General features: G+C 61.5%; 25 protein-coding genes and 1 tRNA gene. 16 read left to right on the top strand and 10 right to left on the bottom strand.

Annotated elements, in window-relative coordinates; translation table 11 throughout:
- Window positions 1–2 precede the first annotated feature (2 nt).
- Window positions 3–887: a 4-hydroxy-tetrahydrodipicolinate synthase gene (gene dapA / locus QD408_RS04140; RefSeq protein WP_414138447.1), complete on the bottom strand. Its 885-nt coding sequence runs from the start codon at window positions 885–887 to the stop codon at window positions 3–5.
- Between the two features lie 214 nt (window positions 888–1,101).
- Here dapA and QD408_RS04135 point away from each other — a divergent pair, with 214 nt between their 5' ends.
- Together QD408_RS04135 and QD408_RS04130 are read left to right on the top strand one after the other, a co-directional pair.
- Window positions 1,102–3,177 (top strand): lytic transglycosylase domain-containing protein, encoded by a 2,076-nt coding sequence (locus tag QD408_RS04135; protein ID WP_414138446.1) that lies wholly within the window; start codon window positions 1,102–1,104, stop codon window positions 3,175–3,177.
- 63 nt (window positions 3,178–3,240) lie between these two features.
- Window positions 3,241–4,137: an alpha/beta fold hydrolase gene (locus tag QD408_RS04130; protein ID WP_414138567.1), complete on the top strand. Its 897-nt coding sequence runs from the start codon at window positions 3,241–3,243 to the stop codon at window positions 4,135–4,137.
- 100 nt (window positions 4,138–4,237) lie between these two features.
- Here QD408_RS04130 and QD408_RS04125 read toward each other — a convergent pair whose 3' ends face one another.
- The 4 genes from QD408_RS04125 to QD408_RS04110 all read right to left on the bottom strand — a co-directional run bounded on the left by QD408_RS04125 (window position 4,238) and on the right by QD408_RS04110 (window position 8,449).
- Window positions 4,238–5,260 carry a porin gene (locus tag QD408_RS04125; protein WP_414138445.1) on the bottom strand — a complete coding sequence of 341 codons (1,023 nt, stop codon included), beginning with the start codon at window positions 5,258–5,260 and terminating at the stop codon, window positions 4,238–4,240.
- 568 nt (window positions 5,261–5,828) lie between these two features.
- Window positions 5,829–5,919: transfer RNA gene (locus QD408_RS04120), tRNA-Ser, on the bottom strand.
- A 109-nt stretch (window positions 5,920–6,028) separates the two neighbouring features.
- Window positions 6,029–7,246: an NAD(P)/FAD-dependent oxidoreductase gene (locus QD408_RS04115; RefSeq protein WP_414138444.1), complete on the bottom strand. Its 1,218-nt coding sequence runs from the start codon at window positions 7,244–7,246 to the stop codon at window positions 6,029–6,031.
- 87 nt (window positions 7,247–7,333) lie between these two features.
- On the bottom strand, window positions 7,334–8,449 hold the full coding sequence (locus QD408_RS04110) for a Gfo/Idh/MocA family protein (RefSeq protein ID WP_088683405.1): 1,116 nt from the start codon (window positions 8,447–8,449) through the stop codon (window positions 7,334–7,336).
- Window positions 8,450–8,655: 206 nt separating this feature from the next.
- Here QD408_RS04110 and QD408_RS04105 point away from each other — a divergent pair, with 206 nt between their 5' ends.
- From QD408_RS04105 to QD408_RS04070, 8 genes are all read left to right on the top strand, one after another.
- On the top strand, window positions 8,656–9,531 hold the full coding sequence (locus QD408_RS04105) for a MurR/RpiR family transcriptional regulator (protein WP_088683406.1): 876 nt from the start codon (window positions 8,656–8,658) through the stop codon (window positions 9,529–9,531).
- A gap of 92 nt (window positions 9,532–9,623) precedes the next feature.
- Entirely contained in the window at window positions 9,624–11,558 is a 1,935-nt protein-coding gene (locus QD408_RS04100; RefSeq protein ID WP_414138443.1) for a bifunctional 5-dehydro-2-deoxygluconokinase/5-dehydro-2-deoxyphosphogluconate aldolase, read from the top strand.
- A gap of 200 nt (window positions 11,559–11,758) precedes the next feature.
- Window positions 11,759–13,609, top strand: coding sequence for a 3D-(3,5/4)-trihydroxycyclohexane-1,2-dione acylhydrolase (decyclizing) (gene iolD / locus QD408_RS04095; RefSeq protein ID WP_414138442.1), 1,851 nt, complete (start codon window positions 11,759–11,761; stop codon window positions 13,607–13,609).
- Window positions 13,610–13,677: 68 nt separating this feature from the next.
- Complete coding sequence (gene iolE, locus QD408_RS04090; RefSeq protein ID WP_414138441.1) at window positions 13,678–14,595, top strand: myo-inosose-2 dehydratase; 918 nt, start codon at window positions 13,678–13,680, stop codon at window positions 14,593–14,595.
- A gap of 243 nt (window positions 14,596–14,838) precedes the next feature.
- The gene (gene iolB, locus QD408_RS04085; protein ID WP_414138440.1) at window positions 14,839–15,636 is read left to right on the top strand and encodes a 5-deoxy-glucuronate isomerase; all 798 of its coding nucleotides are present in this window, start codon (window positions 14,839–14,841) and stop codon (window positions 15,634–15,636) included.
- A gap of 89 nt (window positions 15,637–15,725) precedes the next feature.
- Window positions 15,726–15,953 carry a DUF1127 domain-containing protein gene (locus tag QD408_RS04080; RefSeq protein ID WP_088683411.1) on the top strand — a complete coding sequence of 76 codons (228 nt, stop codon included), beginning with the start codon at window positions 15,726–15,728 and terminating at the stop codon, window positions 15,951–15,953.
- A gap of 72 nt (window positions 15,954–16,025) precedes the next feature.
- Window positions 16,026–16,862 (top strand): helix-turn-helix transcriptional regulator, encoded by an 837-nt coding sequence (locus QD408_RS04075; RefSeq protein ID WP_414138439.1) that lies wholly within the window; start codon window positions 16,026–16,028, stop codon window positions 16,860–16,862.
- Window positions 16,863–16,964: 102 nt separating this feature from the next.
- The gene (locus QD408_RS04070) at window positions 16,965–17,126 is read left to right on the top strand and encodes a hypothetical protein (RefSeq protein WP_414138438.1); all 162 of its coding nucleotides are present in this window, start codon (window positions 16,965–16,967) and stop codon (window positions 17,124–17,126) included.
- 90 nt (window positions 17,127–17,216) lie between these two features.
- Here QD408_RS04070 and QD408_RS04065 read toward each other — a convergent pair whose 3' ends face one another.
- Window positions 17,217–18,584, bottom strand: a complete 1,368-nt coding sequence (locus tag QD408_RS04065; RefSeq protein WP_414138437.1) for an MATE family efflux transporter — start codon at window positions 18,582–18,584, stop codon at window positions 17,217–17,219.
- Window positions 18,585–18,667: 83 nt separating this feature from the next.
- Window positions 18,668–19,111 (bottom strand): glyoxalase superfamily protein, encoded by a 444-nt coding sequence (locus tag QD408_RS04060; RefSeq protein WP_190237476.1) that lies wholly within the window; start codon window positions 19,109–19,111, stop codon window positions 18,668–18,670.
- Window positions 19,112–19,463: 352 nt separating this feature from the next.
- On the opposite strand from QD408_RS04060, the gene QD408_RS04055 reads away from it, so the two are divergent.
- Entirely contained in the window at window positions 19,464–19,796 is a 333-nt protein-coding gene (locus QD408_RS04055; protein ID WP_088683415.1) for a hypothetical protein, read from the top strand.
- Here the strand turns inward: QD408_RS04055 and QD408_RS04050 are convergent.
- Complete coding sequence (locus QD408_RS04050; RefSeq protein ID WP_088683446.1) at window positions 19,747–19,998, bottom strand: hypothetical protein; 252 nt, start codon at window positions 19,996–19,998, stop codon at window positions 19,747–19,749. The two genes, QD408_RS04055 and QD408_RS04050, sit on opposite strands and share 50 nt — an antisense overlap.
- 91 nt (window positions 19,999–20,089) lie before the next feature.
- On the opposite strand from QD408_RS04050, the gene QD408_RS04045 reads away from it, so the two are divergent.
- Window positions 20,090–20,956, top strand: coding sequence for a LysR family transcriptional regulator (locus QD408_RS04045; RefSeq protein ID WP_414138436.1), 867 nt, complete (start codon window positions 20,090–20,092; stop codon window positions 20,954–20,956).
- Between the two features lie 27 nt (window positions 20,957–20,983).
- On the opposite strand, the gene QD408_RS04040 is transcribed toward QD408_RS04045, so the two are convergent.
- Window positions 20,984–21,430, bottom strand: a complete 447-nt coding sequence (locus tag QD408_RS04040; RefSeq protein WP_088683417.1) for a host attachment protein — start codon at window positions 21,428–21,430, stop codon at window positions 20,984–20,986.
- 470 nt (window positions 21,431–21,900) lie between these two features.
- Here QD408_RS04040 and QD408_RS04035 point away from each other — a divergent pair, with 470 nt between their 5' ends.
- Both QD408_RS04035 and QD408_RS04030 read left to right on the top strand, forming a co-directional pair.
- Window positions 21,901–22,335 (top strand): pilus assembly protein PilZ, encoded by a 435-nt coding sequence (locus tag QD408_RS04035; protein ID WP_088683418.1) that lies wholly within the window; start codon window positions 21,901–21,903, stop codon window positions 22,333–22,335.
- A 72-nt stretch (window positions 22,336–22,407) separates the two neighbouring features.
- Window positions 22,408–23,520: a pyridoxal phosphate-dependent aminotransferase gene (locus tag QD408_RS04030; RefSeq protein WP_414138434.1), complete on the top strand. Its 1,113-nt coding sequence runs from the start codon at window positions 22,408–22,410 to the stop codon at window positions 23,518–23,520.
- A 134-nt stretch (window positions 23,521–23,654) separates the two neighbouring features.
- Here QD408_RS04030 and QD408_RS04025 read toward each other — a convergent pair whose 3' ends face one another.
- Window positions 23,655–23,924, bottom strand: coding sequence for a sel1 repeat family protein (locus tag QD408_RS04025; RefSeq protein WP_088683420.1), 270 nt, complete (start codon window positions 23,922–23,924; stop codon window positions 23,655–23,657).
- A 442-nt stretch (window positions 23,925–24,366) separates the two neighbouring features.
- Between QD408_RS04025 and QD408_RS04020 the strand changes: the two genes are divergently transcribed.
- Window positions 24,367–24,705, top strand: coding sequence for a DUF2147 domain-containing protein (locus QD408_RS04020; protein WP_414138433.1), 339 nt, complete (start codon window positions 24,367–24,369; stop codon window positions 24,703–24,705).
- Between the two features lie 214 nt (window positions 24,706–24,919).
- A complete protein-coding gene (locus tag QD408_RS04015; protein WP_088683424.1) occupies window positions 24,920–25,099 on the top strand; it encodes a hypothetical protein in 180 nt (59 codons plus the stop codon).
- The last annotated feature ends 18 nt before the right edge of the window (window positions 25,100–25,117 follow it).

Raw genomic sequence — 25,117 nt, 5'->3', positions numbered from 1 at the left:
TCTCAGTTCAGCAGCCCGGCATGACGCAGGGCGGCATCGATCGCCGCTTCCGTTGCCGGCTCCAGGCTCGAAAGCAGCGGCGAGCGGACATTGCGGCTCATGCGGCCAAGCCTGGAGAGCCCGTATTTGGCGCCGCAGAGACCCGGTTCCATGAAGATCGCCTTGTGCAGCGGCATTAGCCGGTCCTGATATTCCAGCGCCCGGGCATAATCCCCCGCCAGCGTCGCCGCCTGGAAATCGGCGCAGAGGCGCGGAGCGACATTGGCCGTCACCGAAATGCAGCCGACGCCGCCATGGGCGTTGAAACCGAGCGCCGTCGCATCCTCGCCGGACAGTTGCCGGAAATCCTTGCCGCAAGTGATACGCTGCTCGGAGACGCGCTCAATCTTGCCCGTCGCGTCCTTGACACCGACGATATTCTTATACGCCTTGGCGAGCGCACCCATCGTTTCCGGCGTCATGTCGACCACCGACCGGCCGGGGATATTATAGATATAGATCGGAAGATCGACGGCCTCGGCAATCGCCGAAAAATGCGCGATCAGGCCCTTCTGCGTCGGCTTGTTGTAATAGGGCGTGACGACAAGCACGGCGTTCGCGCCGACCTTCTCGGCATGCTGGGCAAGCTCGACCGCTTCGCGCGTATTGTTCGAGCCTGCGCCGGCCATGACGGGAACGCGCTTGGCGGCGACTTCGATGCAGAGTTCCACGACCCGTTTGTGCTCGGCATGCGACAGTGTCGGGGATTCGCCTGTCGTCCCGACCGGAACGAGACCACTGCTGCCTTCCCTGATCTGCCAGTCGACATGCGCGGCGAAGCTCACTTCGTCGATCAGGCCGGCATCGGTGAAGGGGGTGACGAGGGCGGGGATGGACCCATTGAACATGCAAAGCTCCTCACGACCAAATCCTTGCTTCGGCCGCATTCCATGAATATGAGTTGCGCACCATAGAGCGACGAAATCGTCGCGACAAGCGCGTAGAGTTCGGTTTAGGGCAAATTCCGATAGCAGATGTGATTGAATTTTACCTGATACGGTAAGGTTTCGTTAAGATGCCTCCAGCCAAATGGCAGGGCGTGTTTTCGTTGCGAGATTCCGGATGAAAAAAGCTGTCCTGATCCTCTCCGCCTTCGGCCTTGTTGCCGCTGCGTGGGGCAGCGTTGCGTCGCCGCTTCCCGGCGAAGGCATTCCCATGCCCGCCGTCAAGCCGCTCGGCTTCATTCCCGAAACCTCGGTACCGGAGTCGATCACGACCGGCGCCATTCCGCGCAATCCGGCAATCGCCCCCGTCAATGGCGATCTGAAAGCCGGCCTCGATGCGCTTTCCGACAAGAACCCGCAACAGGCGATTTCGATCCGCGACAGCATGCGCGGCGGCACGCTCGACCGCCATATCCTGACCTGGGCGATCGCCGTCTCCGGGCTGAAGGGCGTTCCCTCCTACGAAATTGCCAGCGCCTCGCAGGAACTCAAGAGCTGGCCGGGGCTTACGCGGCTGCGCGCCTATTCCGAGCGCGCGCTCTATGACGAAAACCCCGCCCCATCAACCGTGCTTGCAGCCTTCGGCGATACGGCACCCGAGACGGTACAAGGCGCCGTCATCCTCGGCCGGGCGCTGACTGCATCAGGCAAACAGGCGCAGGCTGCCAAATATATCCGCAAGGCGTGGCGCGGAGAGGCTCTCGACAAGGCGACGGAAGACAAGATTCTCGTCGAATTCTCCGCCCTGTTGACGCCTGCCGACCACAAGGCGCGGATGGACTATCTGATGTATCGCGGCCGCGTGGCGCAAGCCAAGCGCTTCGGGGACATGGGCCAGGCGCCATCGCTTTACAAGGCCTGGGCCGCTGTCGACGGCAAGGCCGCCAATGCCGGTGCGCTTCTCAACGCCGTCGATGCGAGATGGCGCGGCGATGCCGGGCTGCTGTTCGCCCGGATCGAATATCTGCGCAAGCAGGACAAATATGCCGAGGCGGCCGCACTTCTGGAGCAGATGCCGCGTGAGCGTGCCGAACTCGTGAATTCCGGCGAATGGTGGAACGAACAACGCATCGTCAGCCGCGGCCTCGTCGACCAAGGACAGTTCAAGCCCGCCTATCGCATCGTCGCAAACTACGCCGCAACGAGCCCGACCGATATCGTCGAGGCGGAGTTTCATGCCGGATGGTATGCGCTTCGCGGGTTGCAGGATCCGGCGACGGCGGAAACACATTTCCGCAAGATCCTTCAGACCTCCAATGGTCCGATTTCGGTTTCACGCGCCTGGTATTGGCTGGGACGGGCAGCCGAGGCCGGCGGCCCCGGCAAATCCAGTGAATTCTATGCCAAGGCTGCAAACTTTCCCGGCACTTTCTACGGCCAGCTCGCCGCCGAAAGACTAGGGCGAAAGACTTTGAACGTCACCTATCCCGCGCCGAGCACGGACGACCGGCAGCGCTTCCAGGCACGTGAAGCCGTGCAGGCGATCGCCCGGCTGGAAGCCGCAGGCCATGGGTGGCGGGCCGACACGCTTTACCTCGCACTCGCCGATCAACTGCAGAGCCCCGGCGAGCTGGCGATCCTTGCGGCGCAGGCGGAACAGTCCGGCGATCATCATCTTTCGCTGCAGATTGGCAAGGTCGCCTATGGGCGCGGTATCGATGTCGCAGCTCTCGCCTTTCCAGTCGGGGTTATTCCGGCGAACGCCAATATATCAGGCTCGGGAAAGGCGCTCGCCTATGCCATCGCCCGGCAGGAAAGCGCCTTCAACCCCTCCGCCGTTTCGGCCGCGAATGCGCGGGGGTTGCTGCAGCTTCTGCCGGGAACGGCCCAGGCGGTGGCCAAACGTCACAACATCGCCTACTCGAAGGACAAGCTGACGGCCGATGCCGGCTACAACGCGACGCTTGGTGCGCATTATCTCGGCGAGCAGATCGACGCATTCGGCGGTTCTTATATCCTCACCTTCATCGCCTACAATGCGGGGCCGAAGCGTGTGCCGGAATGGATCGGCCGTTATGGCGATCCGCGCGGCAGACCGATCGATGAGATCGTCGACTGGATCGAGCGCATCCCCTTCCCCGAAACGCGCAACTACGTGCAGCGGGTGATGGAAAACTACGAGGTCTATAAGGCCCGTCTCGGCCAACCGACCGATATCGAACGCGACCTCATCGGCGGACGAAGCGCCTCCTGAGGCCATTTGCGTGGCTCGAAAAGCAAGCTACATCTTCGGGACCGACAGGTTTCGAGGGATGCGATGCCGAATATGGATGCGAACGATTTCCAGGAACGATTTTACACTTCCTCTGACGGGCTGAAGCTCTATGCCCGCGATTATCGGTCCAACGAGGCGGTAGCCGCCGGACGGCTGCCGGTGATCTGCCTGCCGGGCCTCACTCGCAACAGCCGAGATTTTCATCCGCTCGCACTGCTGCTATCGCGGGACGCGACGGCACCGCGCAGGGTCATCGCACTCGATTCGCGCGGGCGCGGAAACTCTGCATGGGATGAGAACAAGGCGAACTACAATCTCGCCATAGAGGCCGGTGACATTCTTACCGCATGTGCGGAGTTCGGCATTGAGCGAGCAATCTTCATCGGCACATCCCGGGGCGGACTGATCCTGCACCTGATCGCGGCGACGAGGCCGGATCTTCTGGAAGCCGTCATCCTCAACGATATCGGGCCTGTGATAGAGGCCGAAGGACTGGCGCTGATCCGGGATTACCTCAACAGCGGCAGGAGGCCGGCGGACTGGAACGAGGCGGCTGACATATTGCAGGAGAATCACGGCGCGTCGTTTACCGCACTTGAAGAGCAGGACTGGCGCGAGATGGCACTTGCCCTTTATCGCGATGTCGGCGGAAGGCCGGTTGCCGATTTTGATCCTGCTATCGCGGAGGCGTTGAAATCGATCGATTTCGGCCGGCCGTTGCCTGATCTCTGGGAGCAGTTCGCCAGCCTGAGCCGCTTGCCCCTCATGCTGATCCGCGGCAAAAATTCGCCGCTGCTTTCAGAAGAAACCGCAAACGAAATGGCGCGGCGGCATTCGGCCTTGATTCTTCATGCTGCCGACGGGCAAGGACATGCGCCCCTTCTGCATCTCGGCAATATCCCCGCTGCAATCCGGGCTTTTATCACCGCCTGCTGCTGATCCCATCGAAGCCGATCAGCCGGCAAATTTGCCCTACGTTCAAATACAAAAAGCCCGGCTCGAGAGCCGGGCTTTCCTGATTGACCGAAGTCAGATCAGATTAGAATGCACGCTGCAGGCGGAAGTAGCCCGAGGTGGAGTCGTCAGCATCTTCCGGATCGAGGTACTGAACCGAAACCTTGGCGTAGAAGTTGTCTACGATCTGGTAGTCGAGCGTCAGACCGACCTTCCAGGCATCGCCGAGATCGTCGAAGTCATCCGGAACAACCTTGCCACCGCCGAAGTAGTTGCCGTAGTACTGAACGGCCGGGGTGATCTTCAGCTTGTCGGTTGCCTTGATGGCGTATTCGGCAGCGATAGCCCACTCAGCAGCAGAGTAGTAGGAGTTCGGGCCGGAGGAGTATACGCCAGCGAGGCCGAGCGTGCCGGGGCCGATGTCAACCGTGCCCATTGCGCGGACAGCACCGTCTTCGTTGTCGAAGTCGTAGCCAGCGGTGATCTGGTAGCTGAATGCGCCAGCCTTGCCACCGAGACCGACAGCAACGCCAACGTTGTTGGCTTCTTCGCCGACCTTGTAAACGCCGTCTTCCAGTTCGTCGACGCTGATGCCAGCGTAGAAGTCGCCGGTTTCATACTGATAACGGATGGAGTTGTGCAGCGTTTCGACGGAGCCGATGTCGTCGGTTTCACCCGAGAGGCCATCGTCCCACCAGCTGTAGAAGAGACCGGCGCGGAAGCCCGCGACGTCGAGGTAAGCGGAGTCGAGATGAGCTTCCTGGTCGGAGGMATTGTCAGCATTGAACTGCATGACGATGACGCCGGTCAGCGGACCATACTCGGTGTCGCTCTTGGCCGTGAACTGAACCTGACCGCGGGTRAMTGCATCCCAGTCAGAATCGCCGCCGACGTCTTCGCCAACGTTAACCTGGAAACGGATGTAGCCKTYGATCTTGAGGCAGGTTTCGGTGCCAGGGATGTAGAAGTAGCCGGTGCCGTAAGCGTCGCAGACGCGAACATATTCAACCGGTTCCGGCTCGGCAGCGACGATTGCGTCAGCAGCCTGAGCGCCGGATACTACTGCAAGAGCAGCAGCGGAGCCGAGAAGAAGGCTCTTGATGTTCATAAATGACCTCCAATTCAAAGTTTCAATCGGGTTTGGGATCTTTCGCTGAGCAGCGTTCCCTGCCCCATCCCCGTGCTTCAAGAAGTGGACGATCAGCCGCCCTTGCTTCCGAGGGTGAAAATACAAGACGGAAGCCGTCACGCAATCACCAACTTACTCGAATGAGGGGTTTGGGGGAGCCTTCACGAAACCGTGTTGCTGAAAGGACACAAGTCGGGCGACCGGCCCCAATTTCCTTTATACTTTGTTAAGAAAAGCCTGATTTTGCGGCTGGTTAGGCGAAACCAACAAAGAGTTGGACACCGGGCTGGACACACAGTTCCAACACTTTTTTGACAATTTCCGCCCTTCGCGGGGAGCAACACGCTTATCGGAAGCGTAACCAGATACTCACCGGCCCGCTTTTCGCCATTCAGTGCGCATGAGTCGCGGCAGATGAATCCCGCAGGCGATTCTTTCGCCCAGGGCAGGGATATTTTCCCGCCGCGCGACCGTGAGGCATAGCCAACTATGCGACTTCGATTCGCGCTGAGGGCTAAAGGCCATTGTGAATTGGGGAAAACAGGGATGGCGGAGAAGATGGGATTCGAACCCACGATACGCTTTTGACGTATACTCCCTTAGCAGGGGAGCGCCTTCGACCACTCGGCCACCTCTCCGGTGGGAGCCTGATAGAGCCATTCGGCAGGTGAAGCAAGCGCTTTTTCTCCCTTATACACGCAGGCAAAGGAAGAGATGGCGCGCGCGCCTCAACGATCCTCCCGGGCCTCAGCCCAGGAGGCTCTTCAGATCCGCAGAGGGATCGGCGAGAATCGATTTGTCGAGGTTGGCGCCGGATTCCAGCAGTTTCTTGCCGGTCACATAGGCTTTCGCGTCGTTGATCGCGTCGACGGCGATCAGCGAGCCTTCCCTGAAATACCAGACCGAATGGGCGCCTTCGCGGGCGCCGGGGCGCAGCAGCGTCTCGTCATAACCGAGATTGAAGCCGGCGATCTGCAGCTTGACGTCGTATTGGTCGGACCAGAACCACGGTTTCGGCTCATAAGGCTCGCTGCCGCCGGCGATGACGGCCGCCGCCGCTTCGGCCTGGTCGACGGCGTTCTGCACCGATTCGAGCCTGATGCGGCCGCCCTGCCAGGGAAGTGCGGCGCAATCGCCGGCCGCAAAGATCGACGGGTCGGAGGTGCGGGCGAATTCGTCGACGACGATGCCGTTGGCGACTTCGAGGTCGGCTTCCTTGGCGAGAAGGTCATTCGGCACGACGCCGATGCCGACGACGACGAAATCGACATCGATGACCGATCCGTCGGAAAGTGCCGCACCGGCGACGCGGCCATCCTTGCCGATCAGGTGCTTGAGGCCGGTCTTCTCGCGAATCATCACATCATGGGCTTCGTGGATCGCGCGCATGATGTCGGCGGTCTCCTTCGCCGCGACGCGCTGCAGGATGCGGTCAGCCATCTCGATGACGGTGACCTCAAGGCCGCGATGGCGGGCAACGGCGGCCGCCTCAAGACCGATGTAACCGCCGCCGATGATGAGCACGCGGCGACCGGGGCGCATCTCGTCGGCCAGAAGATCGGCATCACGCTTGTCGCGGGCGACATAGACGCCTTCGAGATCGCCGCCGATCGCGGCTGGCAGCCGGCGCGGCGTCGAGCCTGTTGCGAGCACCAGCGTGCCGTAGTCGAGGACGGAGCCGTCCTGCAGCAGGACCTGCTTGCTGTCCCGCTTGATCTGCTCGGCCCAGGTCGACAGACGGAGATCGACATCATGTTCGGGATACCACTGCTCCGGGCGGAACAGCAGCCGGTCGAAGGCCATTTCACCAAGCAGGTATTTCTTCGAAAGCGGCGGGCGCTGATAGGGAGCGACGTCCTCGGCGCCGATGAGAGTGATCGGGCGCGTATCCTTCAATGCACGCAGCTTGGCTGCCAATGCGAAACCGGCCTGGCCCGCGCCGATGATCACCAGTCTATCCGTCACGATATCACTCCCGAAACTGCGCCCGACACCCATGCCAAGGCCTATCGCCTGCCCTATGCGCCGTCAACGGAAAGCGGCTTCTTACATTCAGCCGATCTCGATCCAGCGACGCTCGTGGAAGGACTGTGCCATGGCATGCACCGACTTCTCTATCCTGAGACCGTCTTCAAATGTCACGATCGACGACGGCTCGCCCGATATTGCCCGGATCAGCTCGCGGCATTCGATGATCTTCAGGTCATTGAAGCCGAGACCGTGGCCGGGCGCCGGGATGAAGCGATCATAAGGCCGATGGGCAGGCGCCGCCAGTATCTTGCGGAAGCCCTGTTCCGAGCCGCGCCCCTCGGCCTGATAGAGCTCGAATTCGTTCATGCGCTCCTGGTCGTAGACGATCGAGCCCTTCGAGCCGAAAATCTGCAAGGCGATGCGGCCCTTGCGACCCCAGGCGGCGCGATTCGCCATCAGGACCGCGGAGATGCCGCCGCCGAGCCGCATCAGCACGCTGGCGCCATCGTGGTTTTCGACCGCGCGGCGACCACCTTCGCTGAGCGGCCGGTCGGCATAGGGCTTCACCATATCCGTTATGACAGCCTCGACATGGCCGAAAAGATACCAGAGCAGCGACAGCGGGTGCACGGCGAAATCGTCAAGCGCGCCGTAGCCGGCGGAAAGCTCGCTCTTCCAATAGAAAAACGCATCGGGATCGGCCATGAAATCCTCGTCCATCTCCACGCGGATATGGGTGACCGTGCCGATGGCGCCCTCGCCAATCAGCGTCTTGATATGACGCATGACGGGATTCTGGATATAGTTGTAGCCAAGGGCAGCGACCTTGCCGGATCTCTTCGCCGTTTCCAGCATGCGTTCGGCATCGGCATAGGCCGGCGCCATCGGCTTTTCGCACCAGACATGCTTGCCGGCTTCAAGAGCGGCGATGGCCATTTCCGCGTGAAACTGATTGGGCGTGGTGACGGAGACGACGTCGACCTCGGGATCGGCGATCAGCGCCCGCCAGTCGGCCGTCGCCTTCTCGAAGCCGAATTCACCGGCGCGCGCCTCAGCAAGTCCGGCATTGGCTTCCGCCAGATGCACGAGCCGCGGCCGTTCGACATCGCCGAACACCGTCTTCACCGCATTCCACGCCAGCGCATGGCACTTGCCCATATAACCGGTGCCGATCAAACCGATGCCGAGTGGCTTCATTTCCGTCTCCTCCAGAGCTGCGCGCGGATTTTTGGAATATTTAGATCATTTTGACAAGCGACGACTCATCACAGATTTTCGCCTCCCCCTCGATTTTCTGTCCAAAAACCTTGAATTACAGGGGATTAAAAACAATTAGGCGTCCACTTTGAAATCGTCTATGCTCGACAATATGGAATATTTGTTTCATCTCGTGAGCCGCCAGCATGGATAATGGTCCCCAGGGTCAAGCGCGTGTGCCGCGCGATTTCGAAAGCCTGCGCAGCACGATCATCGAGCGCAAGGCAAGCATGCCGAAGCGGCTGGCGCAGGTCGCCGCCTTCGCCCTCGGCAATCCCGACGAAATCGCCTTCGGCACGACGGCGAGCATCGCCGCCGCCTCCGAGGTCCAGCCCTCGACGCTGGTGCGCCTGGCACATCATCTCGGCTATGAAGGCTTTTCCGACCTTCAGAGCATCTTCCGCGAAAGGCTGCGCGACCGGACGCTGAGTTATGAAGAGCGGCTCGTCACGCTGGAGCAGGCGAGCGGCGACGACGAGGACGCCAATCTGCTCTCCGGCTTCATTGCCGCGGCAAATCAGTCGGTCAACCGGCTGGCGGCAACGGTGCAGACGGACACTTTCACAAAGGCGGTGAACATCCTAGCCGCCGCCGAGACGATCTATCTGATCGCCAAGCGACGCTCCTATCCGCTGACGGCGCATATGACCTACGCTTTTTCCAAGCTCAACATCCGTCACCAGATCGTCGCCTCGCCGAACGGCGTCGATCCCGAGATGGTGCAGTTCGCAACACCAAAGGATGCAGCGATCGCGGCGAGCTTCTCGCCCTATGCGGCCGACAGCCTCACGCAGAGCCAGGAGCTTGCCGACCGCGGCGTCCCCATCATTGCAATCACCGATTCGGCCTTTTCGCCGCTTGCCGCCTGCGCCACACATTGGTTCGAAGTGGCGGAAGCGGACTTCGCAGGCTTCCGTTCCCTTTCGGCCTCGATGGCGCTCACCATGGCGCTGCCGGTTGCGATCGCCGAACGGCGGCGCAAGCGTCAGCATTCAAAAGCTGGAAAAGAGAAAATGGAATAAACATTCCGAATTGACAAAATATCGGAACCAATGTTTCATTATTGGCATTCGCAGGCACTGGAAGCCGCGCAAAAATCTAGCGGGAGGACATCATGGTACAATCGAATCCGGGTTCACAGCCGGAGCCGGCGCTTGATGTAATCACCATCGGCCGCTCCTCGGTCGATCTTTACGGCCAGCAGATCGGTTCGCGGCTGGAGGATATCGCTTCCTTCGCCAAATCCGTCGGCGGCTGCCCGTCCAACATCGCCATCGGCACTGCGCGGCTCGGCCTCAAGTCCGGCCTCATCACCCGCGTCGGCGACGAGCAGATGGGCCGCTTCATCCGCGAGCAGGCGGCGCGCGAAGGCGTGGCGACGGATGGCATCGTCACCGACAAGGAACGGCTGACGGCGCTGGTGCTGCTGGCGGTCGAGGCCGAAGGCGTATCGCCGATGATCTTCTATCGCTCCGATTGCGCAGACATGGCGCTCGAGGAAGGCGATATCGACGAAAACTTCATCAAGTCCTCGCGCGCCGTTCTCGTCTCCGGCACGCATTTCTCGCGGCCGAACACCGAAGCCGCGCAGCGCAAGGCGATCCGCATCGCCAAGGAGAACGGCCGCAAGGTGATCTTCGACATCGACTACCGGCCGAACCTCTGGGGGCTTGCCGGCCATGCGGAAGGTTTCGAGCGGTATGTGAAATCCGACCGCGTCTCCTCGAAGATGAAGGAGACGCTGCCGGATTGCGACCTCATCGTCGGCACCGAAGAGGAAATCCTGATCGCATCAGGCGCCGACGACGTGCTTGGTGCGCTGAAGGAAATCCGCCGCCTGACACCGGCGACGATCGTGCTCAAGCGCGGCGCCATGGGCTGCATCGTCTATGACGGGCCGATCGCCGACGATCTCGAAGCTGGTATCGTCGGCGAGGGTTTCCCGATCGAGGTGTTCAATGTGCTCGGCGCCGGCGACGCCTTCATGTCCGGCTTCCTGCGCGGCTTCCTGCGCGACGAGCCGCTGAAGACCTGCGCCACCTGGGCCAATGCCTGCGGCGCCTTCGCCGTCTCCCGCCTGCTCTGCTCGCCGGAATATCCAACCTGGGCGGAACTCGACTTCTTCCTGAAGACCGGCAGCAAACATCGGGCGCTGCGCAAGGACGAGGCGATCAACCATATCCATTGGGCATCGACGCGCCGCGGCGAAATCCCGCTTCTGATGGCGCTGGCGATCGATCACCGCTCGCAGCTCGTCAGCGTCGCCGATGAACTCGGCGTCGGCCATGATAAGATCGTCGCTTTCAAGCGGCTGGCCGTCGAGGCTGCAGCAAGGGTTTCGAACGGCCGCGATGGCTACGGCATGCTGATCGACGAACGCTTCGGGCGCGACGCGTTCTTCGACGCCGCAACGAAGAATTTCTCCTGGATCGGACGGCCGGTGGAACTGCCGGGCTCGAAGCCGCTGCGCTTCGAATTCAGCCAGGATATCGGTTCCCAGCTTGTGGAATGGCCGCTTGGACATTGCATCAAGTGCCTGTGCTTCTACCACCCCGACGATCCGGCTGAACTAAAGACGGAGCAGCAGGAGAAACTGCGCACGCTTTTCGAAGCCGCGCGCAAAGTCGGCCGCGAACTGCTGGTGGAAATCATCGCCGGCAAGAACGGCCCGCTCACCGACGATACGATCGCGACCGCGCTCGAAGAACTCTATGCGCTCGGCATCAAGCCGGACTGGTGGAAGCTGGAGCCGCAAGCCTCCGGCGAGGCCTGGAAGAAGATCGACGCGGTCATCGCCAAAAATGATCCATGGTGCCGCGGTATCGTGCTGCTCGGGCTCGAAGCGCCCGCCGACGAGCTGATTTCCTGCTTCGAAGCGACGCTGGCTGCCCCCTCGGTCAAGGGCTTTGCCGTCGGCCGGACGATCTTTGCCGATCCGGCGCGGGCATGGCTCTCGGGCAACATGAACGACGAGGAGGCGATCGCCGACATGGCCGGCCGCTTCCGGCAACTGACGGAAGCCTGGCTTAAGACGCGCGGGCTTCACTGAGAATTAAGCCCCTCCCCAACCCCTCCCCACAAGGGGGAGGGGCTTAACTTGAGGCGCCGCCTCGCACTAGGCGGCAACCGTCCTGCTGGAAGAAGCGCTGAATCAGCGTGAAACGGCACGGCAGGTTAGCCCCTCCCCCTTGTGGGGAGGGGTTGGGGAGGGGAAAACAGACAAAGAGTTAAAAAGTTCGGGAGGCCCCGATGGGCAAGACGATACGGTTGACGATGGCGCAGGCCGTCGCGCATTTCCTGAAAGTTCAGATGACTGTTGTCGACGGCAAAAAGGTGCCGATCTTCGGTGGCGTCTGGGCGATCTTCGGCCACGGCAACGTCGCCGGCATCGGCGAGGCCCTCTATCAGGTGCGGGGCGAATTGACGACCTATCGCGCCCATAACGAACAGGGCATGGCGCATGCCGCGATCGCCTATGCCAAGGCGAGCTTCCGCCAGCGCTTCATGGCCTGCACGACCTCGATCGGCCCCGGCGCGCTGAACATGGTGACGGCCGCGGGTGTGGCGCATGTCAACCGCATTCCGGTTCTCTTCCTGCCCGGCGACGTCTTCGCCAACCGCGCGCCCGACCCGGTGCTGCAGCAGATCGAGGATTTCGGCGACGGCACGGTGTCCGCCAATGACGCCTTCCGCCCGGTTTCGCGTTACTTCGACCGAATCACCCGGCCGGAGCAGATCATCACGGCGCTGAAGCGCGCCATGCAGGTGCTGACCGATCCTCTCGATTGCGGACCGGTGACATTGTCGCTCTGCCAGGACGTTCAGGCCGAAGCTTTCGATTATCCGGAAAGCCTGTTCGAAGAAAAAGTCTGGACGACCCGCCGGCCGCAGCCGGATGCCGACGAGTTGGCAAACGCCATCGCGCTGATCAAGGCGTCTCAAAAGCCGGTGATCGTTGCCGGCGGCGGTGTGCTCTATTCGCAGGCGACCAAGGAGCTTGCCGCCTTCGCCGAAGCCCATGCCATCCCCGTCGTCGTCACCCAGGCCGGCAAATCGTCGATCAACGAGACCCATCCGCTGGCGCTCGGCTCGGTCGGCGTCACCGGCACCTCGGCAGCGAATGCCATTGCCGAAGAGACGGATCTCATCATCGCCGTCGGCACGCGCTGCCAGGATTTCACGACCGGCTCCTGGGCGCTCTTCAAGAACGACGGCCTGAAGATGGTCGGCCTCAATATCGCCGCCTATGACGCGGTGAAGCACGACAGCCATCCTGTGGTGGCCGATGCCCGCGAAGGGCTGAAGGCGCTTTCGGCAGGACTTTCCGGCTGGAAGGCGCCGGCGGCACTTACCGAGAAGGCAACGGCGGAAAAGAAGGTCTGGATGGAGGCTGCCACCAAGGCGATGGCCGCGACCAATACCGCCCTGCCCTCCGATGCACAGGTGATCGGCGCGGTGGCGCGCACGATCGGCGGCGAGAACACGACGGTGCTTTGCGCCGCGGGTGGTCTGCCCGGAGAATTGCACAAGCTCTGGCCGGCGACGTCACCGGGCAGCTATCACATGGAATACGGCTTCTCCTGCATGGGCTACGAGATCGCCGGCGGGCTCGGCGCCAAGATGGCGCGTCCGGAACGCGATGTCGTCGTCATGGTCGGCGACGGTTCCTACATGATGATGAATTCCGAGATCGCGACCTCGGTCATGCTCGGCCTCAAGATCAATATCGTCATGCTCGACAATCGCGGCTATGGCTGCATTAACCGGTTGCAGATGGGAACCGGCGGCGCCAACTTCAACAATCTGCTCAAGGACTCCTATCATGAGGTGATGCCGGAGATCGATTTCCGTGCACACGCCGAAAGCATGGGCGCCATTGCCGTCAAGGTCGGCTCCATCGCCGAACTCGAGCAGGCGATCGCCGATTCGAAGAAGAATGATCGTACGTCCGTCTTCGTCATCGACACCGACCCGCTCATCACCACCGAGGCCGGCGGCCACTGGTGGGATGTCGTGGTGCCGGAAGTCAGCCCGCGCGAAGAGGTCAACAAGGCGCGCAAGGGTTATGTCGAAGCCCGCGCTTCCCAGCGCATCGGCTGAACAGATTACCGCCATTTTTTTCGGAAGAGCGGTCCCGCTCTTCCACGATGTTTTTAAGGAGAATGTTGATGAAGGCCAAACTCGGCATGTCGCCCATCGCATGGTGGAACGACGACCTTCCCGAACTCAGCGACGACGTGTCTCTCGAGGAATGCCTGCGGCAGTCGCGCAGCGCCGGTTTCACCGGCATGGAGCAAGGCCGCCGCTTTCCCAGCAACCCGGAAGAAATGCTGCCGATCCTGCGCGCCGCCGACGTGACGCTGTGCGGCGGCTGGTTCTCCGGAACGCTCGTCAATGAAGAGCTTGCGGCCAACAAGGACCGCATCGCACCGATGATCGAGCTGTTCAAGGCGGTCAACGCGCCCTGCATCGTCTATGGCGAAGTCGGCCGCTCGATCCAGGGCGACCGCTCCAAGCCGCTCGCCACCAAGCCGCGCCTTTCCGACGACGAGATGAAGGCCTATGCACGCCGCGTCACCGAATTCGGCGAATGGTGCGCCGAACAGGGCATGCCGCTCTCCTATCATCACCACATGGCGGCCGTGGTCGAAACCGAACCGGAACTCGACGCCTTCATGCGCAATTCGGGCGCCGGCATTCCGCTGCTGCTCGACGCCGGTCATTTCGCCTTTGCCGGCGGCGATGTGCTGCGCGCCATCGACAACCACCATGCCCGTATCAATCACGTCCACGTCAAGGATATCCGCAAGTCGGTGGTGGACGGGCTCGACCGCAGCCGCCAGTCCTTCCTCGATGCCGTAGCGCTTGGCGCCTTCACAGTGCCCGGCGACGGCTCGCTCGATTTCGGCGCCATCGTCCAGCGCTTTGCCGATCACGGCTACGAAGGCTGGTTCGTCGTCGAGGCCGAACAGGACCCGCGCAAGGCGCCGCCGCAGAAGATGGCGGAGATCGGCCATGCCGAACTGATGCGGGTGATGACGGCGGCTGGTTATACTGTGGAGACCGAAGGCTTTCCCAAGGGATAACAGGACGTAAGCCCCCTCTCACAAGAGGGACGAACTGACCGGACCGCTGGAGCAAGCGGCCCCCTCATCCGCCCTTCGGGCACCGTTGCCGGGGTTGAGCCACAGGTCTCAACCCGTCCTTCGGACCCCCGATGGATAGAAGGGGAATAGAGACGGCGCGGCATATCCCTTCTCCCCTCGGGGAGAAGGTGGCGGCAGCCGGATGAGGGGGCCGCGCCCACCAACTTACGAGGAGAAACACCAATGCCAAACCTCAAGGTGAAACCATCAGGCACGCATGGCCGCGTCACGCATGTCACCCCGGAAAGCGCCGGCTGGACCTATGTCGGCTTCGACCTGCACCGGATCAAACCGGGCGAGACGGTTTCCGGAGAGACCGGCGATCGCGAAGTCTGCCTGGTCTGGGTGAGCGGCAAGGGCAAGGCTTCGGCCGGCACCAAGGATTTCGGCACGCTCGGCGAGCGCATGAACCCCTTCGATGGCGCGCCGCATGCGCTCTATATCCCGATGGAATCGACATGGTCCGTCACGGCAGAGACCGATCTGGAACTCGCCGTCTGCTCGGCGCCCGGCGGCGGCACCTATGAGGCCAAGGCGATTCCGCCCGGCACGCATCCGCAGCTGACGCGCGGCAAGGGCACGAATGTTCGCTATGTGAACAACATCATGCCTGAGGACGACAGCTCGGCGCATTCGCTGCTCGTCGTCGAGGTGATCACGCCCGGCGGCCACACCTCCTCCTATCCACCGCACAAGCACGACCAGGACGACCTGCCGAACGAGAGCTTCCTGGAGGAGACCTATTACCATCGCCTCAATCCTCCACAGGGTTTCGGTTTCCAGCGCGTCTATACCGACGACCGCTCGCTCGACGAGGCCATGGCGATCGAGGACGGCGACGTGACGCTGGTGCCGAAGGGCTATCACCCTTGCGCTGCGACGCATGGCTACGATCTCTATTATCTCAACGTCATGGCCGGGCCGAAGCGGATCTGGAAATTCCACAATGCTACAGAGCACGAATGGCTGCTGAAGGCATAAAAGCTACTCTCGATCGCTAAATAATCTGACAGCGCAAGATTGCCGCTGATGGTTCACTGCCTCCATCCAAACCAGGATGGAGGATCATCATGCACAGCTCGAATTTCACGATACCGGCCCGCAACATCCGCACTTCGCGCCATATGCGGCCCGGCCTGCTTTCCGCAGCAGTCACGGCAGTCCGCTGGCTGGCACGCGAGATCAGCGAACGGCGCAACTACAATGCGCTGATGGAACTTTCCGACGATCAGTTGAAGGATATCGGCCTTTCCAGGGGGCAGACGGAAAGCGACGTTCACGTCTACAGCCGGTACTGAAATATCGGCCTCACTTGTGATAGTGTCCTCGCGGGCCGCTTCATCGGCGGCCTGCCTGATCCGGAACATCTGATGTCGCAGTTTTCAACAGCACTGCTCCTGAAAACAAAGACCGTCACCATTCGGGACGTCGTCTGCAATGGCGAGTGCCGCCACAAGAGCGACGAGGAATGCGCCCACAAGACGAGCCTCGTCTATCCCTATCGCGGCGTCTTCATGCGGCATGTCGGCCGGAACGACACGGTGGCCGAAGCCAATCAGATGCTGTTCTTCAATGCCGGCCAGGGCTACCGGATCAGCCACCCGATCGAGGGCGGCGACGCCTGCATCGATCTGGCGATCGACGAATCCATGCTCGAAGAGCTGGCGCCGAAGGAGCAGACGCAGCCCGGCCCGTCCTTTTCGTTCCGTCGCCAGCGCCGGCGGATCGATCCGCGCGCGCAGGCGCTGGTCGCGCTCCTGCGCCACGGCCTCCACCGCAAGGTCGCGGAAACGCTGGAAGCGGAAACACTGGCCCTGACGCTGGTGCGCCGCTCGCTCGGCGAACGCACGTCGCATGCGGCGGGCGCCAGCGCCGGCCGGCAGAAGCTCGTCGACCGGGCAAAGCTGGTGCTGTCCTCCGATCTCGCACGACGCTGGACGCTCGGAGAAATCGCCTCCGAAGTCGGCGTCTCTCCCGTTTATCTCACCCAGGTCTTTCAGCAGGTCGAGGCGACCCCGCTCTATCGCTACCAGCTGAGGCTGCGGCTTGCCCGCGCGCTCGATCTGCTCGGCCGGTATGACGATCTGACCGCGCTCGGCCTCGATCTCGGCTTTTCCAGCCACAGCCATTTCAGCGCGTCCTTCAAGCAATCCTACGGCCAGACACCGGCAGAATTCCAGCGCTCGGCGCACCTGCGGCGCAGCTAAGAACCCCAGACATCGCTAAAGATTTCGACAGCGGCGATGCAGTCTTCGGTGATCTTATGAGCCTGTCCCGATACCGGGGGCGATCAACCGGAGGATCACCAGATGAAGAAGATGACATGTGCTGCCTGCGACTGCGAACTCGGCGCAGAGACCATAACCGTCAAGTTCGGCGGCAAGGCCGTGGAGGTGTGCTGCGAGGAATGCGCCAGAGCGCTGAACGAGGCGGAAGCCGCGACATCGAGTGCATCGAACGGCAAGGAATAGACGACACCGGGCGAAAGCCGCCGCCGAACTGACCCTCGAAGGTTGATGTCCAACTTTCGAGGGCGGCACACCGGGGGCGGCTTTGCTCTCTCAAGCGGGCAGAAGCCCGTAGCGCCAGCCGCGGCGTTTGGCGTTCCGCGACAGCACCAGGAAAGCAAGAATGAACATGCCTGCCTCGGCAAAGACCGGCACCATCCAGATCCCCTGCTCACCGAAGACGAAAGGCAGCAGGAAGGTGAGCGGCAGGGCAAACAGATAGGGCCGTGACAAACCGAAGATCGCCGCACGCGGCGCATCGCCGATCGATTGGAAATAGGACGAGAGAATCAGCATCTGTCCGAAGAGGAAATAGGCGCCGATCGTCCACGGTAATATTCGTCTGACCTCGGCGATGATGACGGGATCGGCGACAAAGACTGCGCCGAGGCGACCGGCCAGCAGCTCGACGGCGATCTCCACCAGGGTGCAATAGACGAGTGCAGCGCCCATGGCGATCTGCAGGCTGCGGCCGACGCGCAGCCCGAGACCGGCACCGTGATTGTTGCCGGCGATCGTCTGCAGCGCGATGCTGAGACCGAGCAGCGGCAGATAGGTGAAGGTCATGATTCGGGTGATGATGCCGTAGGCGGCAACCGATGCGACATAATCATGCTCACTCCAGAGCGAGACGTTGACGAGGACGGCGGTCGAAGCCAGCGATATGCCGATGAAACCAAGGCTCATGGGCGCGCCGAAGGCGATGATGCCGCGCCATTCGGCAAGAGCAAGCCCCCCGGAAGGCCTCAGCGCCGCCGGCCGGCGCCAGCGATAGGTGAGCACGGCGGCAAGGCAGACGAATTGCGATGCGATAGAACCGGCCGCCGAACCGAGCACACCCCAATGCATCTCGGCCATGAACAGCCAGTTGGCGAGAATGTTGAGCAGCGAGGCCGACAGCGTCACCAGCGTCATGAAACCGATCTTGCCTTCGCAGCGCAGCCCGTCGAGATGCAGCGACAGGAAGAAGCTGACCGGTGCAAAGGCGACCATCGCTCCCATGAACTGCGTGGCGCCATCGGCGACGGCGGCATTGCCGGCAGCCCCGGCATCGATGACCTGCCGGCCCAGGGTCCAATAGACCATGTTGAGAATCAGGGTCACGGCGAGCGCCAGCGTATGGGCGTCGGCGAATACGCGGCGCGCTTCTTCACGTTTGCCGGCGCCGAGCCGGCGGGCGAGAATGCTCGCCATGCCGTTCGAGACCAGCGATTGCAGGGAAATCATCAGCATCAGACCGGGGAAAATCAGGCTGACGGCGGAGAGCGCATCCGGGCCAACGTAGGCACCGAGGAAATAAGCATCGACCACAGCGAAGAGGCCGTTAACGGTGGTGATAGCGACGATCGGCGCCGCCGTCCTGATGAAAACGCCCGGCAGCCAGCCGGTGAGAAAGGCATTGCCTCTGGAAAGATCAGTCATGGAGAATCCGTGCGATAAGGGCAAAGCCAGACCGGGCTGAAGTCATCAGGGGCCGGGTCGCCTCAAAAGAATAGGAGAACAATCTAGAGATCGAGTACCAGGTGCGGCAGGCCGTTCGAGGTCTTCCTCGGCGAGACGCCGTCGGCATCGACCTGCGCGGTCACGCGCCGGCGAAAGGCTGAGAAGCTCTCGAAGGTGACGACGTCCACCGGCTCGTCGAAGTGGATGGTGATCCTGTGGAGATCGCCGCCCGGCAAGGCCGAAAGGGCCAGGATTTCACCGGTGAAGGGCTGGTTGAGGTAGCGGCCGCGAATATGCGCGCCGACGAAGAGAGGCGTCTTCGGGCTGGCATTGGGCTTTGCCGCAAGGGCGGCGAGCGTATTCCAGTCACGCGCGCCGTATTGGCGGGCGATCAGTTCCAGGGCGGCGCTATGGGTCAAAGCGGTGCCGCGATCGTTCATCGCGTGGCGCAGGCGCTTGGCCTGGGCCTTCAATTCTTCAATGCCGGGATAGGTTGTGGTCGTCATGGAGTGAGCCTTCGAAAGGCATGCTCTTCGACTGTGGATGGGTGCTCGCATTGCCGCCAGTCAGCATGCACAAGGGCCGTGACCATGATCGCGAGGGCTTCACCATGGATTTTCATCCGCGAGCGGCCGGTGCCTCGAACCGAACCTGTGTATGCGCGAAGGCCGCCGGCATGTCAAGAATGGCTGATGATCGCTCGGAATGAACGAATTTGGGGCAAAACTGCACGAAATCGGTGCGATTTCCCCGCAATTTCCGGGAATACCTACAATCTGAATGATGTTCTTCAGCGTTCATCAGCATTCCTCTGCTAATCTTTGCCTATGATAAGCGGAGGCTAAAAGGGCCTTTCAGATGCACCTCGACACGGAACACCCCAAGCCGGAACGTGCTTACCGGGAATTCAATCTCGACAGACCCGGCAATATCATTTTCGTCGGCCATCACTTGAGCACCGGAACGCAGGTACGCTGCCTGATCCGCACGATCACGCTTGCCGGCGCATTGCTGGAAGTCAGCCCGAACCTCGAAATGCCGAGCCATTTCTTCCTCGAAATCCTCGGCATCCATGACGAGATCGGCTCGACCGTGGTCAAGCGCGAAGCCGAATTCGTGACGATCAGCTTCAACATGCTGCTCAATCCGGAATTTCTGCACCACGTATTGCGGCTGAGCTTCGAAACCTGAGGCTCTTTTCGATCCGCGGTTCATCGCAGCGCGAGGCCTCTGTGTCTACGTACGGTCTTGCAGTCAGACGTGCGAGAACAGGAACGAGCCAGAGAAATCCTCGCCATTCCGGCCCATCGAGCGGATCGGCGAAAGGATCGTGCCGCACCGGGCGATTATGTTTCTGCAGCTCATTGAAAAGAACAACCCAGTTGAGAAGCATTGCTTCGTCCTCCATCTATTTGCTGGAGCACTTGAGCTAAGGCTTCGCACCCTTGCGATGTAGAGGCGCTGGGGAAAGGGGGTTTTCATCCATGAAAGACGCAAGCTGGGACGACCTTCAACTCTTCTTCCATGTCGCGACGGGCGGCGGGCTTTCGGCGGCTGCTGCGCGCACCGGGCTCAGCGCGCCAACGATCGGCCGGCGCATGCTGGCGCTCGAACGGGTGACAGGCCGCTCGCTGTTCACGCGCGGCCCGACCGGCTACTTGCTGGCGAAGGACGGACAGGCGCTGCTCGATCGCGTCCGGCTGATGCAGGATGCGGCGCGTGCGATCTCCGACTGGCGCGGCGAGGTGCTCACGCTGCCGATCGTGTCGACAGTCGTCGACAGCTGGACCTCGCGCTTCATCGCCGATCATCTCGCCAGCGTCTGGACGCCAAAAGACAGCTTTCGCATGTGCTACAAGACCTGCGACGCGAGCGTCGATTTCACCTATCGCGAGGCGCATATTGCCATTCGCCACGGACGGCCGGACAGCGGCAACGTCGCGATCCGCCGTTCGGTCAAGGTGGCGCATGCGGTTTATCAGGCAGCCGGTTATGACGAGGCCAATTGCAATTGGATCTCACTCGGCACTGACATAGCCATTACGCCGGCGGATAAGTGGACTTTCGAACAGCCGGATTATTGGATCACCAGTTGGACGAACACGCCGCATATGCTCTTTTACCTCATCCGCGGGGGCGCCGGCCGCGGCGTCCTTCCCTGCTTCATCGGCGATCAGGAGCGCAAGCTGGTGCGCGCCGGACCTGTCATCGACGAACTGACGTACGACATGTGGATCGTGGCGCATGACGACGAACGGCAGCGGCCGGAGATCAGGACCGTCATCGACCGCCTCGCGGCCCTGTTTGCCGAGCACGAAGACCTGTTTGCCGGGCAGCGACCGGCGGCGTGACAGGAAGACATGAAAACGCGGGCCGGCTCAGGCCGCCAGATGCCGCTCGATCTCATCGACCGGCATGTTGGTATAGTCCTTCGCCAGTTCGGCAGAGATCACCGCCTGCGTATCGGCCCTGAGTGCGGGCCGCAGCACGCCGAGCGCCTTCGGCGGCGCAATGAGGATGATGCGTTGGGCGTCCTTTTCATGCACCAGTTCGTCCAGCCTCTCCGCCACATGCTTCAGAAATTGCGCCTCAGCCTGTTCCTGCCAATGGGTTTCCTCGACGGCGCTGCCGCCGAAACCGTGGGCGGCGTGGCTGCGGCCGGGCTTGTCGGTGCCGATCTCACGATCCGGTTCGCTCGGCTGCTTCAGGGTTTCCAGCACCTTCAGCTTCATCAGCTGAATATCGCCGGCGTTCTGCATGATCAGAGCCTTGGCTCCGTTGCAGACCACGACCCATGATTCCCGAGGGACTTTGACGTCGGTCATTTTCAATTCCTCACTGTCGTCGTTCGAAGCGCGCGCCCCGCACCATCGATCAAGGCAGAACGCCCGGCCGTTGAAAGGGTTCGAAAAATTGCGCCGAAATCGGCAGTGCCGTTCTGGGACTGGCAGTCTATGGCGCGGTATCACCAACCTTGCCACGCTTCGCAACCGGCCGCCCGCCATACGCTTGGCTGATATGGCCCGGGGGCACGCTAGTGACGGCGCTGGCCGCGGCTCGGGGATATTTCCCCGTCAGGTCCGCGTCCCGATAATGCACATAAGGCGTCCCGCTTAAGCACAAAGTTTGAACTCGTTAAAATTGTAATTTTATCCTTGACGAATGTGCAAAACATTCATGTGACCTTGACCGAGATCAAGATGAAGCTTGATCGGATCAAGACCCGCTTGCTTGAAATCAAGGCCCTGCTTGAGATCAAGAACCCCCATGCGTCCTGACTGACGGAGAATGTGAAATGACTATGCTCCGCGCTACTCACCTTGCCACGGTCAAATCCGCCATCTACGACCTGCGCTGGGAAGAGTTCAACGTCAAGCGGCCAGCCCGCATCGTCGCCGTCCGCCCGTGCCTGACCGGCGTCTCCATGCGAAGCGCCGAGATCATCGACATCTCCCAAGGCGGGGCCACGCTGATCGTGTCGACCACCGCCGGCCTGCCGAAGCATTATTACCTCAACATTCTCGGCCTCGCCTATCGCATCGGATGCGCCGAGGTCTATCGGCACAAGGAACGCATCGGCGTCAGGTTCATCAACATCATGGACCCCGAGGTTCTGCGCCGCGTCGTCCGCGCCGATTTCATGATCGGCAACATGGAAGCCATCGACGCCCGGCGTGCGCCGATATTCCGTGCGGCGGACCGGCCGGCCGCCGCTCAGTTGCTGAAATAATCTTGCTTGCCTTGGCCGTACCCGGGCCTATTGTTGCGGCGACCGTCAATCTGCCCGGGAAACCGTCTCCGCATGTCCGCCTTTTCGCGCTTCACCCCACTTGTCAGCGCCCTGCCCTCTACAGTTCCCTTCGTCGGTCCCGAGGCCATCGAACGCCAGCGCGGGCTTGCCGTTCTCGCGCGCATCGGCGCCAATGAGAACGGCTTCGGCCCGGCCCCTTCCGTGTTTGCAGCGATGCGTGAAGAGGCAGGCAATATCTGGAAATACAATGATCCGGAGAATTTCGCGCTGAGAGAAGCGCTTGGCGCCCATCTCGGTGTCGCGGCCGCCAATATCGCCATCGGCGGCGGCATCGACGAATTGCTCGGCCAGATCGTCCGGCTGGTGATCGAGCCGGGCGCGCCCGTCGTCACCTCGCTCGGCGCCTATCCGACCTTCAATTTCCACGTCGCCGGTTTCGGCGGCCGGCTGGTCACCGCGCCTTACGCAAACGACCGCGAGGATCTCGACGGGCTGCTCAATGCCGTCAAGCGCGAAAACGCGCCGCTCGTCTATTTCGCCAATCCCGACAATCCCATGGGAAGCTGGTGGGAGGCTGACAGGATCGTCGCTTTCGCCCGGGCACTGCCGGAAACGACGCTGATGGTGCTCGACGAAGCCTATAGCGAAACCGGGCCGGCAAGTTCGCTGCCGTCGATCGCCTCGCTCATCGAGCTGCCGAACGTCGTTCGCACCCGCACCTTCTCCAAGGCCTACGGACTTGCCGGCGCCCGCACCGGCTACGTGATCTCGACGCCGGGGACGGCGCAGGCCTTCGACAAGATCCGCAATCATTTCGGCATGAACCGGCTGGCGACGGCGGCAGCGCTCGCCGCGCTGAAGGACCAGGATTATCTCGTCGAGGTGGTCGGGAGAATCCATGCTGCGCGGGAGCGGATCGGCGGCATCGCGCGTGCAAACGGCCTGGAGCCGCTGCCGTCGGCGACGAATTTCGTCGCGATCGACACCGGCCGCGACGGCGCTTACGCCAGGGCGATCGTCGACGGCCTGATGGAGCATGGCGTCTTCATCCGCATGCCGGGTGTTGCGCCGCTCAATCGCTGCATCCGCGTCAGCGTCGGGCCCGAGGCTGACATGGCGCTGTTCGAGCAAGCGCTGCCGCAGGTGCTGAAGAAGATCGGCTGACAAACGGAAGAACCGCAGCCGATGGAGGATTCGGCCGCGGCTCTCTTCTCCCGGCGTCGGCCCCGTCCAAAGCGCCCCGCCAGTTCCCCTCTTTCGAGGTTGTTATTCCTGTCGAATGTCAGCAGGAGACGGTTTCAGTGAACCGTCATCCATTCGCGGGCGGCGCGCAGCGCTGCTGCGAGCTGCATCTTGTTCATGGCGGCGGCCACGTCGGCGCGAAGCTCGGCGGCGCGGTCGTTGCCCTTGATCGCGGCGATGTTCAGCCATTTGTGGGCGGCAACGAGATCGATGTCGCAGCCGCGGCCGGTCGCATACATCAGACCCATTTCGCAGAAGACATCGGCGCTGTTGTTGTCGCCACCCATGGTGGCCGTTTCAGCATTGTGCATTTCAAAGCGTGCCATCGGTTTTATCCCTGTTAGCCTGTTTACGACTTGCCCTGTTTTACCTCCGGGCCTTGCCGTCTATCGCGGCTTTCGGCCCTTCCGGTCCGGCGGGTTTGCCCCGCTCGTTTGATGGGTTCACTATGCCAAACGGCTTTCAAAAAACGCCTAAAATGCATGATTAATTTGAGACAAACAAAGTGCAAACGCTTGGTAAAATTGGATTTTTGTTAAACATCGGATTCCCTGGAGCTTAAGGATTTTCGCTCGAATTTTACGAAAGATTCAGATTTGAAAATAAAGGGATCGTTCATCATGAAATCAGCCGGCAAACCCTCTAGAACGCGTCGGGCGCTTCTCCGGCCTGCCTTTGCTGGCCTGCACGGATAATGATCGCGCATATTTACCTTTACGTTCGCGTCAGTTATTTTCGCCGGCGATTGGGGATATCAGGGAGGAAAAGATGATCCGCAGTTTCGTTCTCGCCGCCGCCGTCGCAATGATTGCCGGCACGGCTCATGCCGATGAGCCGATCGTCGGCAACTGGAAGACCGCCTCCGGCGAAACCGCCGTGATCGCGTCCTGCGGCAGCAGTTACTGCGTGACGCTGAAGACAGGCAAATATAGCGGCCGCAAGATCGGCACGCTTGCCGGAACCGGCGGCAGCTACGCCGGCGAGATCACCGATCCGGCAGCCGACAAGACCTATAGCGGCTCGGGGAAGGTTTCCGGCAATTCGCTGCGGATGCAGGGCTGCGTCATGAAGATCCTCTGCAAGACGCAGACCTGGACGCGGCTCTGACGCCACACGGCGCCATTCAGCGATAATTTGGAACTCGGAAGTGTGCCGAGATGTCGGCACGCTTGAAGCTCTTGCGGCTTGGCGATCCTCTTCACAAGCCGGCCAAAACCTGCCCCGCAAGCTGAACGGCGGATGAACCGGTATCTCAGCACTCATTCAGCCGCCGCATGGCAAAACTCTTGTCACGATCAAGTTGCGTATCGGGGGCAAGGCAATGAACCTTTATATTCTGGCAAGGCGCCTCAGCATCATCACACTGTTTGCAGCGATCTTCGCGATCACGTTCTCCGCAGCCGTCGTGCACAATGGCGGCGGCGGCGCGCAGTCGCATTTCGGAGCGAGCTATACCTGCCTGGAGACGAAAGGCAGCTTCTGCGCGCCATCGGTGCAGTGACCGGCATCCGACACGGTA

Source organism: Rhizobium sp. BR 249 (assembly GCF_047445895.1).
In the GTDB taxonomy this organism is placed as follows: domain Bacteria; phylum Pseudomonadota; class Alphaproteobacteria; order Rhizobiales; family Rhizobiaceae; genus Rhizobium.
Note: the sequence above shows the minus strand (reverse complement) of the source record. Positions and strands in the feature narration are given on the sequence as shown.